The sequence below is a fragment of the Aquibacillus koreensis genome, assembly GCF_025154055.1.
Lineage (GTDB): Bacteria > Bacillota > Bacilli > Bacillales > Amphibacillaceae > Aquibacillus_C > Aquibacillus_C koreensis.
The window spans coordinates 24,007-38,141 of sequence record NZ_JAOALK010000032.1 but is presented as its reverse complement, the minus strand read 5'-3'; the positions used below and the strand labels follow the sequence as shown (position 1 = coordinate 38,141).

Sequence of the window (14,135 nt, the reverse complement as noted above, 5' to 3'; positions counted from 1 at the left end):
CAAGTTCAACTCCAAGCGTTTTTATATTCTTTATACTTCCATCATCGCAGCTGCTGGGGTTTGCCCCATCGCATGGTCTATATAACGTAATAATTCTTCATGACTGTTCATCACTTCTTGTTCCTTTGCGTGGTAATGGAATGCATGAAGAAAAACTTCAATTCTTTTTGATAATAAATCATCGTTGGTTCTGACCATGAGAACAAGCAAATCGTCCCATTGGCCCCATAACGTGTAATACAATGCTTTGTCGTAATCTGGGATATACATTTGTTTGCCTCCTACTGATGTTGAAGGGTTATCACTAGTATGCCCTACCCTTTCTATACGACTTATGATCATTATTGGTTGCTATTCCATAACTTAGCGTATAGTTTTTTATATGTCTTGCCTTTATAACTTGTTCTTGTTATTCATAAATATAACTGTAAAATCCAAACATTGGCTTCCTGTGCAATTGAATAAGTGAAAAACTCCGAAGCATAATAAGAATGACTCTTTAAAAGGAGGAGTAGCCAATGAATTTGAGAGCAGCAGGTTTTGCTTTATTAGCAACTACCACTTTATCGTTAACAGCTTGCGGCGCAAATGAAAATGAACTCGGACAAGACAGAGGTTTGGATAATGGGGTGCAGCAAACAAGGTTTAATAGCACAACTGATTTTCCTTTATATAATAATGGACAGAACCCAAACGCTAATGACACTGGGCAAAACATGGATAACTATCGACATCAGAACATGTATGGGAATACGACAACCAGAAATGCAATCGATAACCATGGGGAAAATCATGGTTCCTATGATGGTGCTAACTCAAATATAGATGGTGTTAGAATGAATGAACCAACCCGTGAAGGTTTAACGGGAAACCGAAATATAAATGATCGAGCAAATGATATTTATGGGAATACGAGTACAAATATAAGCAACAATAATAACCCATATAATCTTGCCGACCAAATAGGCGATCGTATTACAGATCAAATTGATGCTATTGATGACGCATATGTGTTAACGAATAAAAATAATGCGTACGTTGCAGTTGAATTAAACAATCGCGCCGATGGTATGAATAGACGTAATGGTGGTAATGGGAATAATGTAAGTCGAGACATCGAAAATCAAATTAGACTAATTGTAAAAGAAGTAAATGAAGATGTAGATAATGTGTATGTATCTACTGATCCTGATTTTGTTAATTTATCGAATAACTATCAGGATAATGTGGATAACCTGGGTGAAGCAGACGATGGATTTTTTAACGAGTTTGGTGACATGATTGATCGAATCTTTCCGGATGCACGATAAATAGGACTGTGAAAAAATAGGGGTGCAATTGTAGCACCTCTATTTTTTTGATTAGAAAACTACATATTTTAAAATTGATCACGCCCATTTTGTATGATATATTTAACTTAAATCCCGATAATTCATAGTGTATTAATAGGAATTAAAAAACAATCGTAATGGAGTGAATATAGATGGGGCGAGAGTTTGTTGAGTTATTTGATAAATGGGCATCTTCCTATGATGATACGGTAACAGGACATGACCCACAGTATGCCGCCGTTTTTGAAAATTATGATACAATATTAACAGAAGTTGCAGCACAGGCAGAAGGAAATGTATTGGAATTTGGTGTTGGAACTGGCAACTTATCAAAAAAAATGTTAGACCAAGGTCATTATGTCATTGGGGTCGAGCCATCTCCTGAGATGCGAAGAACTGCTAGCATGAAGTACCCTGAATTAGAGCTTCATGATGGGGATTTTCTGAATTTTCCTACACCTAAAGTTCCTGTTTTCACAATTGTAAGCACGTATGCATTTCATCATTTAACAGATGAAGAAAAAGATAGAGCAATCCAATCATTCGCAGAATTGTTACCTGAAAATGGAAAAGTCGTTTTTGCTGATACTGCATACAAAGATGAAGATTCGAAACAGTCTATATTGCAACATGCAAAAGAAAATGGGTATGAAGATTTATTATATGATTTATCTACAGAATACTATCCAATGATCGATACGTTACAAAAAATATTTAACGATCATGGTTTTTTTGTTACATTTAAACAAATGAATACATTTGCATGGTTAATCGTAGCAGAGAAAGAGTAGTAAATAAGAAAAAGATAAAGGGAGTGGAAGAAATGGTCAAAAAAATGAATGTAGAAAGTTTTAATCTAGATCATACAAAAGTAAAAGCACCATATATTCGGTTGGTAGGTGTTACAACTGGCCAAAGTGGAGACAAAGTGTATAAGTATGATATTCGCTTTACACAACCAAACAAAGCGCATATGGATATGCCGGGACTGCATTCCATTGAGCACTTGATGGCTGAGAATATCCGTAACCATATGGATAATGTGTTAGATATTGGTCCAATGGGATGCCAAACTGGTTTTTACCTCGCAGTATTAAACAATGATAGCTTTGAAGATATTGCTGAAGCTTTAGAAAAAACATTAAACGATGTGCTAGAAGCAGATGAAGTACCAGCTTGTAATGAAGTGCAATGTGGTTGGGCTGCTAATCATAGTCTTGAAGGAGCAAAGGATATTGCTTCTAAGATGTTAACAGGCAAAGATGAATGGCATATTGTGTTTGCTGAATAGAGGATAATTTGATGGCTTTATATAGGAATGTGCACCAGTTGATTGGAAACACACCATTAGTAGAATTAACGAATTTTGCCCTACCAGAGGGTGTGCACTTATTTGCGAAGTTGGAGTTTTATAACCCAGGTGGAAGTGTAAAGGACCGTCTTGGGCTGGAGCTACTGCAAGATGCATTAAATTCAGGTAAATTAAAACCAGGTGGTACTATTATTGAACCAACTGCTGGGAATACTGGGATTGGACTTGCGCTTGCAGCACTAAACAAGGATGTAAACATTGTGTATTGTGTCCCTGAAAAATTTAGTGTAGAGAAGCAAGCATTGATGAAAGCATTGGGTGCTGAAATTATACACACACCAACGGAAGACGGTATGAAAGGTGCGATTGCGAAAGCGGAGCAATTAGTAAAAGAAACGCCTAATAGCTATTCGCCACAACAATTTGCTAATCATGCTAATCCTTTGGCTTATTATAAAACGTTAGGTCCAGAGATATGGAACGACCTTAAAGGCGATGTCGGAGTATTTTTAGCTGGAGCAGGTACTGGTGGAACGTTTATGGGAACTGCAAGGTATTTGAAAGAACAAAATGCCAACGTCAAAACAGCTATTGTAGAACCAGAAGGATCGATTATTGCAGGTGGCGAATCAGGACCACACGAGACAGAAGGTATTGGGATGGAGTTTTTACCAGACTACATGGATCCAGAATATTTTGATTCCATTCATACCGTAACGGATAAAAATGCATTTCTTTACGTAAAAGAATTAGCTAGGAAAGAAGGGCTCCTTGTAGGGAGTTCCTCAGGCGCAGCCATGTACGCTGCATTAGAAGAAGCAAAAGCAGCAAAACCAGGTACGAATATCGTAACGATATTTCCAGATAGTAGTGAAAGATATTTAAGTAAAAACATTTATGAATTCTAAAGTGTGAAGCTTAAGACAAGGCTTCACCTTTTTGTAGGAGGTACACGATGAAACGCAAAACGAAAATGGTTCACGGAGGCATTACTGGTGACGAAAAAACTGGTGCGGTTTCTGTACCGATTTATCAAGTGAGTACGTATAAACAAGAAGCAGCAGGTAAACACACTGGTTATGAGTATTCTCGAACAGGAAATCCTACGAGACATGCACTTGAAACAGTGATTGCTGAGTTAGAAAACGGCAAAGCGGGTTTTGCCTTTGGATCAGGTATGGCAGCCATTACTTCTGTAATGATGCTAATGAACACAGGAGATCACATCGTAATGACAGATGATGTCTACGGTGGATCTTATCGATTAACCACAAAAGTACTGAACCGTTTTAATTTGGATCATACCTTTGTCGATACTAGCAATCCAGAAAAAGTAAAAGAAGCAATCAAACCAAACACAAAGGCCTTATTTATCGAGACACCAACAAACCCATTATTGAAAATAACAGACCTAAAGAAGATGGCTGATATCGCAAAAGAAAATGATCTTCTTTTAATTGTAGACAATACGTTTGCAACACCATATTGGCAACAACCAATTGACTTAGGTGCAGATATTGTAATCCACAGCGCAACGAAATACATCGGTGGACACAGTGATGTTGTATCTGGTTTAGTCGTTGTAAACGATGACAAGGTAGCGGAGGATCTTCACTTTATTCAAAATTCTGTTGGGGGTATCTTGGGACCACAAGATTCATGGTTGCTAATGCGTGGTATTAAAACATTAGGCCTTCGAATGGAAGCAATTGAAAAAAACACGCATGAATTGGTGAAGTTTTTGGAAAATCATCCACAAGTAAGTACGATTTATTACCCAGGACGCCTAGAGCATAAAGGTCATGACATTGCCAAAACACAAGCGGACGGCTTCGGAGGTATGATCTCCTTTGATGTAGGCAGTGCAGAGAAGGCTGATCAAGTGTTAAGTCGTGTTAAATACTTTACACTTGCAGAAAGTCTTGGTGCTGTAGAAAGTTTAATTTCTATTCCTGCCAAAATGACACATGCATCTATTCCTAAAGAACGTCGTGAAGAACTAGGCATTACAGATGGATTAATCCGCGTGTCTGTAGGCATTGAAGATATCGAGGATTTAATGGAAGATCTTAAACAGGCAATGGAATAAATAAAGAAGCAGTCTTCTCTCAGAAGTCTGCTTTTTGTATGTTTCAATTTAAAAGGGAATTATCAAAATAATCATAGCAGCTGCATGGAAAAACATGTAAAATAAAAAGAAAATAATGTGGAGGTAATGAACAAACATGAACGAGGCGATAAGGCAACGTAAAACGTATGTTAGTTTATCATTGGTCTGCTTTCTTCTGGGTATCCTTTCGTGGTTACCAAATTTTCTTTTTCAATATGGTTTTGCTTATTGGATGCTCACGTTCATTATTAATCCAATCGGCATTGTATTCGGTGTGTTCGGGAAAAGTAAGTTTTGTGTAATTCTTAATGTAATCATGACATTTAGTTTCTTTATTTTTATGTTTGTGGGGTCCATCATCGAAGCTTTCGTTCATTAACAAAGTGATTCTTGCTTGAAACGGTGATACAATAAAAAAAGAGCTTAACAAGGAGTGTGAATCATGACAGAACGAGTAATTCAATATTTAAAAGACAACAAGGAAAAACATTTGGCAAAACTTAATGAATTTTTGTCAATTCCAAGTGTTAGTACGGATAGTGTACATAAACAGGATGTTGTGGAAGCGGCTAATTTTGTTGCAGCGTATTTAGAAGAGATTGGGTTTGAAACCGTTGAAGTGCAAAAAACAAAAGGGCATCCACTTGTTTTTGCAGAGTGGATGGGTGCTGGAAAAGATAAACCAACTGCCCTATTCTATGGACACTATGATGTCCAACCAACAGACCCAGTAGAACTATGGAAAAGTGAACCGTTTAAACCAGAGGTTCGCGAAGGACGATTATATGCACGTGGGTCTAGTGATGATAAAGGACAAGTATTCATGCACTTAGCCGTGTTTGAAGCGTTTATGAAAACAGAAGGAAAGCTACCGATTAACATCAAGGTTTGTATTGAAGGAGAAGAGGAAATTGGTAGTGAAAACCTTTACGAGATCCTTAAGACTAAAAAAGAACAATTTAATGCAGACTTTGCAGTGATCTCAGATTCAGGAATGGTTGCAAAAGGACAACCTACGATTTTATATGGCCTAAAAGGATTTACGGGCCTAGAGTTTACCTTAACTGGCCCCTCTAGTGACCTGCATTCAGGTATTTATGGTGGTGCGGTAAGAAATCCAGCAATGGCAATGGCGCATTTAGTTGCTTCGTTAAAAGATGAAAATGAAGTTGTAAAAGTAGCAGGATTTTATGATGATGTAGAACCTATGACGGATGAAGAGCGACAATTAATTAAAGAAGTACCTGGAGAAAATTACACAGAAACAGCGGGAGTAACAGAAACTGTCTCTGAGCAAGGGTACACAGCAAAAGAGCATACAATGGCTCGTCCAACATTAGAGATCAATGGCATGTTTGGTGGATACCAAGGAGAAGGAACGAAAACGATCATTCCATCAACTGCAACGGTTAAACTAACCTGCCGACTTGTGCCAGGACAAGAACCAAATCATATTCAAGAATTATTAGTGAAGCACTTGGAAAAACATGTTTTACCTGGTGTTACATTAAACATCAAGCGTGAACCATTATCGGCAAAAGCGTATAAAGTCGATCCTAATCATCCGTTAATAGAGAAAGCCGCGGTTAGCTATGAAAAAGCTTTCGGGAAAGAAGCGGTATATGTTCGTATGGGTGGATCTATTCCAGTAGTCGAATGGATTGATTCTGAATATAAGATACCAGTAGTGTTGTTAGGTTTTGGTACACCAGAAGATCGTCTCCATTCTCCAAATGAGAGTTTTCCATTAGATAGCTTTGAAAAAGGGATGGAAACATTGGTTTATTACTATGCAGAAGCAACGAATTTAGAATAAATAATAGCCTCCTTTTGATCAGACTAGCTTCCCCATGTTAGGGAAAACTAAATTTGATTAAAAGGAGGTTTTTTTGTGGTTAATCAAGACTTCGATAAATTCATTAATGAACAAGAAAAACACAAGAGCATTTCCCCAGGCAAACCTGATCGACAACAAGAAGGGAATAATCCAAAGGCGAATCAAAGAGGAAACACGGAAAAAAATGTTGGTGCTTCTGGTAAAGAGATATAATCTTTTAGCACGGGGTGTGGATTCTCCAACCTCGTGCGTTATTCTTTTGTCAATTCCATTGTCCCATAATGAAACAGAGAAGTTTTTCGCTTGTGCTGTATAAACCCTAGTTGTGTAAACCGCTCACTTTGCCAATGGTCTTTTAAAATAATCCGTTGTCTAGCTACTCGCTTTGCTTCATCTATGACCTTGGCGGTAAGGGGAGCCATAACGGCTTGTCCTCTTATTGAATTAATCCCATGAGAGGTATCTATCGTTTCATGGAACATCGGATCAAAGTATATTACATCAACAGAACCTGTTTTTGCCTGTTGTAAAAAAGACAAATGATCTCCATATACAACATGAATGCGTCTCATTGCTTGATCAAAATCTGAATTTCCGGTTGTGAAAGACGATAAACCTTCATTTGCTAAGAAAAATAATAATGAATTTCCTTCTATCCCAGTCACTGAACCACTATCCCCAACTGCAATGCTTGCTATAATGCTGTCTGAAGCAAGCCCTAACGTACAGTCTAAAAAAGACATCCCACTTGTTAGCTTAGCAGCCTTAACGAGGGATTCTTCTTCACCTTTAAACATTCGTTTTGCCCGAACCATTGCTAAATTTGGATGAAAAAACAACTTGGCATTGTCATGAAGAGGAGCAATATAGATACGATCTTTTCCAACAACAATAACGTCATCTTGGTGCTTTTGTTGTAAAGATTCAACAGAAACCCCATTCCGCTCTTTGTATGGTAGTTCATATTTCATAGATAGTTCTTTTGCTTTTGCTATTAATTCATTGGACGTTCGTCCTGCAGTAGTAATGATCATCTATTCCCGATCCTCTTTTTATAATAGTTTAAGATTATTATACACAAAAAAACTAACTCTGTTTTTAGAGCTAGTCAAAGGGGACATTATATAGGGTTTGGTTACGTTCCTTTTCCCATTTTATCTATTCTCCTCTTTAGCCTTTTTCTCTGCTTGTAAAAAGGCAAATACGAGAATTAGTGCAAATATAAGTAACAAAGAACTAGATAGATATTGTTGATAAACAACGGATGATAAGATACTTGTTAAAATCATTAGAGAAACCATGATTCGCCAAATGACACGATAATTTAATTTCATTTATTTCATCTCCTTCCACCAGTCTAATCTAATTTGTTTTGTAATTACTACGGAATTTTGATCGATACCTAATAAAAAAGGGTGATATACCAGACAAGATCCACAGGGAAAATATATTACTTATGAATATAAAAAGTACAGGTAAATCGAACAGATAGATAACGAAGACATTCATAATTGCTATTGGCATAGCAATTAAACTAATGACAAGAATAGATGATCCTTCTAACTCGTGTTCTGTACTACACGTATTACAATAAATAAGTTTAGCATTCTTTACATTATATTTATATAATTCCCACCATTTAAATGAGCGCTGGCATCTCTCACATTTTTGCAAACGGACCCTCTCCTTACGAACCTACATCATAACTATATATTAGCATAAATATCCATCTGTACTGGTTTGAAGTGTAGAATTTGTGAAAATCACTCCATCTAATTGGTGAAAAAAGTGAAACCTTCTTACTTTGGAAACGTAGAATTTTAGAACGAGGGGGGATTTTGTGAAGAAAGTTATAGTAGCAATTGCGACGTTAGCTATATTGGTAGCTGTAAACTATGGTATTACTATACTCTTTAATCAAAACTATATCGATTTTTCATTTGTTGTAGGTATGTTAGGTGCTGTAACAATACGTTTTTTCAATTCTTCAGGTGGCTACACAAGTAAAAATTTAGAGATGATCGGACAGGGAATTACAGGAATAAAAATGGAGCAACAAGATAAAAAGTTTGAACCGAATGTTGCTTTCTATATAGCAATACTATATTGCGTAGTAGCATTGATTGTAACGTTTTTCTATTATAAGGATTACTTTATATAAATTCCTTATTATTTTACATACTCTTTAATCAATGTTGATGGAGGGGGCTTCCCTCTTCAACATGTTGATTTCGCTAGTCTCCCTATTTATATCTATTCATGCTTTTCCTCTATATATCATTAGCTTCTCTCCATTTTCCTAAGATCACTGGAATATTTCTTTAGTTGTTTTGCTTATAACGAGGGCTAACATGTTATCCTAATTTTAGTGCTTTGTGGTCATCCTTAACCCATCAAAAGATATTACCTGTATCTTTTATCAATTGTTGTAAGGTTAGAATAGAATGTTGAGTAATTTTTGTTGAAAATAAACCACATTCAAGCGTAAAATGAAAAGTACCTGTTTTAACAAAAATAACTATTATGTTGACATTCATACCCTTAAGGGTATAATATCTTATTGTTAATTGTGCACATATAGATAGGGGGATTACCTATGGTTATTGGAACTTTTTCTCTAATTATCATTATATTCTTATATGTTTTGTATTTACGGTACTTTCCCATTAAAGGGATACCTTGTATAGATGTAAACAGCGATCAAATAGAACAGTTGAAATTAAAACTGGATATTCGGGATTATAATTCTTCTTCAAAACGTGAAGTAAAGGGATCAATCACCATGCCGGTTGCTTATTTAAAAAGATATTATCGTGAGATTCCATCTAAAGAGGTGCACGTGATCGCATCAGACGTTATGGAAAAAAACTTAGGCATAAGATTCTTAAGAAATAAAGGATTTAAAGTCTCTAGTTATACAATCACGGATTGCAAGTGTGAATAACATTATGTAAGGAGGAATACTAAATGGAATATACCGACCAGATGAAGAATAGGGTCAAACGTATTGAAGGACAGTTACGAGGTATTTTGAAGATGATGGAAGAGGAATCGGACTGTAGAGATGTCATTACACAAATGTCTGCGGCGCGAACAGCTATTGACCGTACGATCGGTGTGGTTGTAAGTTCCAATTTAGTGAGTTGTGTTCGTGAAGCGGAAGAAAATGGTGAGAACTCGGAGAAAATTGTGAAGGAAGCTGTAGATTTATTGGTGAAGAGTCGATGAAAAATACTTTTACTTTTTTAAACGATATGGATAAGAACACAGCTAGGATTCATTTGACTTTGATTCTAAATTATAAAGATTTAATTACATGAACAGATAAGTAATAAACAGAGAGCCCACTTACCCCTTAGTGGGCTCTTTTTGTATGCGTATTTTTTATCTATCCGATATTATTTAATGTTGAATGTCCAAGTTTTTCATCTTTTCTCATTTGCATCATATAGTATAGGTAACACTTCTTCTAAAGGGGGAATTCGTTTTTGAAACAGGCTGATCATAAACAATTAGAAAGAGCGATTGAAGAAATAACTGAAATTGCAGAAGGTTTCGGTCTTGACTTTTATCCAATGCGATATGAGATATGCCCTCCTGAGATTATTTATACATTTGGTGCATATGGTATGCCTACTAGATTTTCGCATTGGAGTTTTGGTAAACAATTTCACAAAATGAAGCTTCAATACGACCTAGGGCTAAGTAAAATTTATGAGTTGGTTATTAATTCAGATCCGTGTTATGCATTTCTATTAAACTCTAATAGTCTGATTCAGAACAAACTAATTGCTGCTCATGTTCTTGCACATTGTGATTTCTTTAAGAACAACGCTCGTTTTCAAAACACACAAAGGAATATGGTTGAAAGTATGTCTGCTACAGCTGAGCGTGTATCTGCTTATGAAAAAGAATATGGGATAGAGGAAGTGGAATCCTTTTTAGATGCTGTACTCGCCATTCAGGAGCATATTGATCCATCACTCGTACAAGGTCATCTTGATTGGGATGCGGAAGAATTAGAAGACATCCCTATAAGGAAAGAAACACCATATGATGATTTGTGGAAGTTAGATGATTCAGGTAATGCCAATAATAAAACACCTAGAAAAAGGATAAAGAAACTTCCTCCAAGACCAGAGAAAGATTTGCTTTTATTCATTGAAGAACATAGTCGTCATTTGGAAGATTGGCAACGAGATATTCTCACCATGATGCGAGCGGAAATGCTATATTTTTGGCCACAGTTAGAAACTAAAATTATGAACGAAGGATGGGCCTCCTATTGGCACCAAAGAATCCTCCGCGAAATGGATTTAACTACAGATGAGGCGATAGAATTTGCATCTTTAAATGCTGGTGTAGTTCAACCATCAAAGACACAAATTAACCCATACTATCTCGGGGTGAAAATGTTTGAAGACATTGAAGAACGTTTTGATAATCCAACAGATGAAATGAAACGATGGGGAGCTAAGCCGGGTAAAGGTCGAGAAAAGATGTTTGAAGTGCGTGAGATTGAGTCGGATATATCATTTATCAGAAACTACTTAACAAAAGAATTTGTGGATCGTGAAGATTTATATTTATTTCAAAAGCAGGGCAATGAATATAAAATTACGGATAAGAACTGGGAGAATGTCCGAGATCAACTAATTACGATGAGGCTCAATGGTGGATTTCCGTATATTACAGTTCAAGATGGTGACTATTATCATAATGGTGAGTTGTACTTAAAGCATCACTATGAAGGAGTCGAGCTAGACCTGAAATATTTAGAAAAGACACTGCCTTATATCCATCAACTTTGGGGTAGAACTACTCACATGGAAACAGTAATCGAAGATAAACATGTATTATTCTCATATGAAGGCAATAAAGTAGTAAAGAAATACCTTTAAAAAGCAGGCGTTAGCCTGCTTTTTTAATTTGGGAAAAGTTATGTTTAGTGGTAACACTAAACACAATTGACGTGACTAGATTTGAATTGTGGAACATAGAAGATCAAATGGAATCAAGAGAACCGTCCCCATGTTTCCATTGTGGCACGTCCGGGGGAAGTTTATAATGGAGATCAGTAAGACTTATTAATCAATGACTATCAGAACCCAATGCAGTAATAAGGAATTTTGTTAAACAAAAGAAAGTGGGGGATAGAATGGGATACATAGAAGAGTTAAGGGATTTAGTTGGACATCGCCCACTAATTTTTGTAGGTGCTTTAGCAATCATCGTAAACGATAAAGGTAAGATTCTGTTGCAACAACGTACCTATCCCAACGGCGTGTGGGGATTACCAGGTGGATTAATGGAACTTGGAGAATCTACTGAACAAGTGGCCAAACGCGAAGTATTAGAAGAAACAGGACTGACGATCGACAACTTGCAATTGCTAGATGTGTATTCAGGAGCAGATCAATTTGTGAAAGCAGAGAAAGGGGATGAGTTTTACGTTGTGACGGTGGCTTACTATACATATAGTTATCAAGGAGAATTAGTAATTGACCCGGATGAATCGATAACATGTTCTTTTTTTGATGCTAATAACATGCCAGATACCATGGTTCGAAGTCACCGTGCAGTACTTGATGCGTTTTTAGAGAGACAAGGGGCAAAAAACTAAAAGAAATATACGCATGAAGATGATAAATTATCATCTCCATGCGTGTGTTTTTATTTTTTATTTTTATTTCTAACCTGATTCATATCTTTTGTACCTTCAGTGGTTAGCGCTTCTTCCTCGCGGTCATCCTTATCCGTACCATAATGAAAATTTGTAAGCTTACCAGTGTCTTTTGGTTGGAACGGTTTATCTGCCATAGTATTTCCTCCTTCGTGTAGATACAACTTTATTATTTTTTGATTGTATCTATTTTATGCAATAGGAAGGGAAATAGGGGGGAATGATTTTATGAAAAAGTTGTTGTTAAGACTGCGTATTTATAGAATCAGCCCTGAATTCGGACGAGGAGAGCAAGCGTAAGTCAATAGAAGTCAGAATCAGTCCTGAATTCGGACAAGGAGAGCAAGCATAAGCCAATAGAAGTCAGAATCAGCCCTGAAATCGGACAAGAAGAACAAGCATAAGCAAATAGAAGTCAGAAACAGTTACGGTCAAATAAAAAAAGTAAACATCCCATGAAAAAGTTATACAAAATAGAATGAGGCAGCACCCGTTATCATTGGGCACTGCCTCAACCTACATTCTTTAATGGAATTAGATACTTTCTATCAAGTCTGACACCCTAAAAAGAAGACTAATAATGCAATGCGTGGTTAATCGTTTGTTGTAGTATATGCATTACGTGTTCATCGTCTTGTGAATAATAGATCGATTTTCCATCGCGTCTATATTTCACCAGCCTGAGATTTTTTAGAAATCGTAATTGATGTGATACATTTGACTGTCTCAGTTGAAGAGTTTCTGAAATATCATTCACCGAAAATTCCCCTTCAAAAAGTAAATGAAGGATTCGAATTCTAGTCGGATCTGCTAATGCTTTGAACGTTTGCGAAACGATAAATAAAGTTTCTTCATCAAGTTCCTTATATTCTGGATTATTCAGTTCCTCAACCATTGTTTACTTCCCCTTTATATCTAGTTACATGACTGTTCATGCTCTTGAATTTTCGATGTTTCGCCTTCCATTTGAATCGTTGTATGTTTTAAATGAAATTCATCCTGCAAAACATGTGATATTTCATGTAAAAGGTCATCACGATTTATATTTTCTTTCACTACTAGATGACAACTTAATGTTGGAAAGTCGGAAGTAATTGTCCATATGTGTAAGTCATGGACGTTTTTCACCCCTGGGAAGGAAAGGAGTTTCTCTTCTACTACTTTAAGATCAATATGACTAGGTTTTCCTTCCATCAACACATGAAAAGAGTCTTTGGTTACACGCCATCCACTTATTAAAATAAGAATAGCAACGATGACACTTGCAATTGGGTCTGCAATGTTCCAACCTAGGAATATGATTAATAGTCCGGCTATAATTGCACCAACAGATCCTAATAAGTCACCCATAACGTGGAGAAACGCACTGCGCATATTTAAATTTCCATGCGTATCTCCTTGCATTAAGATCCATGCAACAACAATGTTAACAATCAGACCTATAATAGCAATGAATAACATTCCGCCACTAACATTTGGTGGTTCTAAGAAACGATGGTATGCTTCCCAAAAAATATATAGGGAAATAGCAAGTAATGTTAGGCCATTAATAAAGGCGGCTAATATCTCCAAACGTTTGTACCCAAATGTCTTTGTAGACGAGGAAGCCTTTTCGCCAATTTTTATAGCTAGCAGGCTTAACCCTAATGCAGCCGCATCACTTAACATATGCCCTGCATCCGATAATAATGCTAAGCTATTTGTTACAAGGCCACCAATTACTTCAACAACCATGAAAGAAGCAATTAGAATAAAGCTAATGAATAAAGCTTTTTTATTGGCACCATGGTGATGATTATGACCATGGTGGTGATCATGACTATGTTCATGCCCCAAAAATATCACCTCATTATACTCATATG

Annotated in this window: 20 protein-coding genes; 13 read left to right on the top strand and 7 right to left on the bottom strand. The window is 36.5% G+C overall.

The genetic code is table 11. The features are described from left to right. Positions 1 to 30 precede the first annotated feature (30 nt). The gene (locus tag NYQ66_RS08335) at positions 31 to 270 is read right to left on the bottom strand and encodes a YhdB family protein (protein ID WP_259868753.1); all 240 of its coding nucleotides are present in this window, start codon (positions 268 to 270) and stop codon (positions 31 to 33) included. A gap of 248 nt (positions 271 to 518) precedes the next feature. Between NYQ66_RS08335 and NYQ66_RS08330 the strand changes: the two genes are divergently transcribed. From NYQ66_RS08330 to NYQ66_RS08295, 8 genes are all read left to right on the top strand, one after another. Next, on the top strand, positions 519 to 1,310 hold the full coding sequence (locus tag NYQ66_RS08330) for a YhcN/YlaJ family sporulation lipoprotein (RefSeq protein WP_259868750.1): 792 nt from the start codon (positions 519 to 521) through the stop codon (positions 1,308 to 1,310). A 173-nt stretch (positions 1,311 to 1,483) separates the two neighbouring features. After that, a complete protein-coding gene (locus tag NYQ66_RS08325) occupies positions 1,484 to 2,122 on the top strand; it encodes a class I SAM-dependent DNA methyltransferase (RefSeq protein WP_259868746.1) in 639 nt (212 codons plus the stop codon). Positions 2,123 to 2,154: 32 nt separating this feature from the next. Continuing rightward, complete coding sequence (locus NYQ66_RS08320) at positions 2,155 to 2,622, top strand: S-ribosylhomocysteine lyase (protein ID WP_259868743.1); 468 nt, start codon at positions 2,155 to 2,157, stop codon at positions 2,620 to 2,622. Between the two features lie 11 nt (positions 2,623 to 2,633). Further along, positions 2,634 to 3,551 (top strand): PLP-dependent cysteine synthase family protein, encoded by a 918-nt coding sequence (locus tag NYQ66_RS08315; RefSeq protein WP_259868740.1) that lies wholly within the window; start codon positions 2,634 to 2,636, stop codon positions 3,549 to 3,551. A 47-nt stretch (positions 3,552 to 3,598) separates the two neighbouring features. Continuing rightward, the gene (locus NYQ66_RS08310) at positions 3,599 to 4,732 is read left to right on the top strand and encodes a bifunctional cystathionine gamma-lyase/homocysteine desulfhydrase (protein WP_259868739.1); all 1,134 of its coding nucleotides are present in this window, start codon (positions 3,599 to 3,601) and stop codon (positions 4,730 to 4,732) included. Positions 4,733 to 4,868: 136 nt separating this feature from the next. Further along, positions 4,869 to 5,132, top strand: a complete 264-nt coding sequence (locus tag NYQ66_RS08305) for a hypothetical protein (RefSeq protein ID WP_259868737.1) — start codon at positions 4,869 to 4,871, stop codon at positions 5,130 to 5,132. Positions 5,133 to 5,195: 63 nt separating this feature from the next. Then, positions 5,196 to 6,569: a dipeptidase gene (locus NYQ66_RS08300; RefSeq protein ID WP_259868736.1), complete on the top strand. Its 1,374-nt coding sequence runs from the start codon at positions 5,196 to 5,198 to the stop codon at positions 6,567 to 6,569. A gap of 75 nt (positions 6,570 to 6,644) precedes the next feature. Then, entirely contained in the window at positions 6,645 to 6,803 is a 159-nt protein-coding gene (locus NYQ66_RS08295; protein WP_259868734.1) for a hypothetical protein, read from the top strand. Between the two features lie 38 nt (positions 6,804 to 6,841). Here NYQ66_RS08295 and NYQ66_RS08290 read toward each other — a convergent pair whose 3' ends face one another. The 3 genes from NYQ66_RS08290 to NYQ66_RS21495 form a co-directional block, all read right to left on the bottom strand. Beyond that, positions 6,842 to 7,624: a class I SAM-dependent methyltransferase gene (locus tag NYQ66_RS08290; protein ID WP_259868731.1), complete on the bottom strand. Its 783-nt coding sequence runs from the start codon at positions 7,622 to 7,624 to the stop codon at positions 6,842 to 6,844. A 120-nt stretch (positions 7,625 to 7,744) separates the two neighbouring features. Then, the gene (locus NYQ66_RS08285; protein ID WP_259868728.1) at positions 7,745 to 7,924 is read right to left on the bottom strand and encodes a hypothetical protein; all 180 of its coding nucleotides are present in this window, start codon (positions 7,922 to 7,924) and stop codon (positions 7,745 to 7,747) included. Positions 7,925 to 7,952: 28 nt separating this feature from the next. Further along, the gene (locus tag NYQ66_RS21495; RefSeq protein WP_407652060.1) at positions 7,953 to 8,264 is read right to left on the bottom strand and encodes a TIGR04104 family putative zinc finger protein; all 312 of its coding nucleotides are present in this window, start codon (positions 8,262 to 8,264) and stop codon (positions 7,953 to 7,955) included. A gap of 166 nt (positions 8,265 to 8,430) precedes the next feature. On the opposite strand from NYQ66_RS21495, the gene NYQ66_RS08280 reads away from it, so the two are divergent. The 5 genes from NYQ66_RS08280 (at position 8,431) to NYQ66_RS08260 (ending at position 12,213) form a co-directional block, all read left to right on the top strand. After that, positions 8,431 to 8,751, top strand: coding sequence for a hypothetical protein (locus NYQ66_RS08280; RefSeq protein WP_259868727.1), 321 nt, complete (start codon positions 8,431 to 8,433; stop codon positions 8,749 to 8,751). A 435-nt stretch (positions 8,752 to 9,186) separates the two neighbouring features. Then, positions 9,187 to 9,534 (top strand): rhodanese-like domain-containing protein, encoded by a 348-nt coding sequence (locus tag NYQ66_RS08275; protein ID WP_259868726.1) that lies wholly within the window; start codon positions 9,187 to 9,189, stop codon positions 9,532 to 9,534. Positions 9,535 to 9,557: 23 nt separating this feature from the next. After that, complete coding sequence (locus tag NYQ66_RS08270) at positions 9,558 to 9,818, top strand: metal-sensitive transcriptional regulator (protein WP_259868725.1); 261 nt, start codon at positions 9,558 to 9,560, stop codon at positions 9,816 to 9,818. Positions 9,819 to 10,078: 260 nt separating this feature from the next. Then, entirely contained in the window at positions 10,079 to 11,491 is a 1,413-nt protein-coding gene (locus tag NYQ66_RS08265; RefSeq protein WP_259868722.1) for a SpoVR family protein, read from the top strand. Between the two features lie 257 nt (positions 11,492 to 11,748). Beyond that, complete coding sequence (locus NYQ66_RS08260; protein ID WP_259868720.1) at positions 11,749 to 12,213, top strand: NUDIX hydrolase; 465 nt, start codon at positions 11,749 to 11,751, stop codon at positions 12,211 to 12,213. 50 nt (positions 12,214 to 12,263) lie between these two features. On the opposite strand, the gene NYQ66_RS08255 is transcribed toward NYQ66_RS08260, so the two are convergent. The 3 genes from NYQ66_RS08255 to NYQ66_RS08245 form a co-directional block, all read right to left on the bottom strand. Then, positions 12,264 to 12,410, bottom strand: coding sequence for a hypothetical protein (locus NYQ66_RS08255; protein ID WP_259868719.1), 147 nt, complete (start codon positions 12,408 to 12,410; stop codon positions 12,264 to 12,266). Positions 12,411 to 12,847: 437 nt separating this feature from the next. Next, entirely contained in the window at positions 12,848 to 13,168 is a 321-nt protein-coding gene (locus NYQ66_RS08250) for an ArsR/SmtB family transcription factor (protein ID WP_259868717.1), read from the bottom strand. Between the two features lie 20 nt (positions 13,169 to 13,188). After that, a complete protein-coding gene (locus NYQ66_RS08245; protein ID WP_259868714.1) occupies positions 13,189 to 14,109 on the bottom strand; it encodes a cation diffusion facilitator family transporter in 921 nt (306 codons plus the stop codon). Between the last annotated feature and the right edge of the window lie 26 nt (positions 14,110 to 14,135).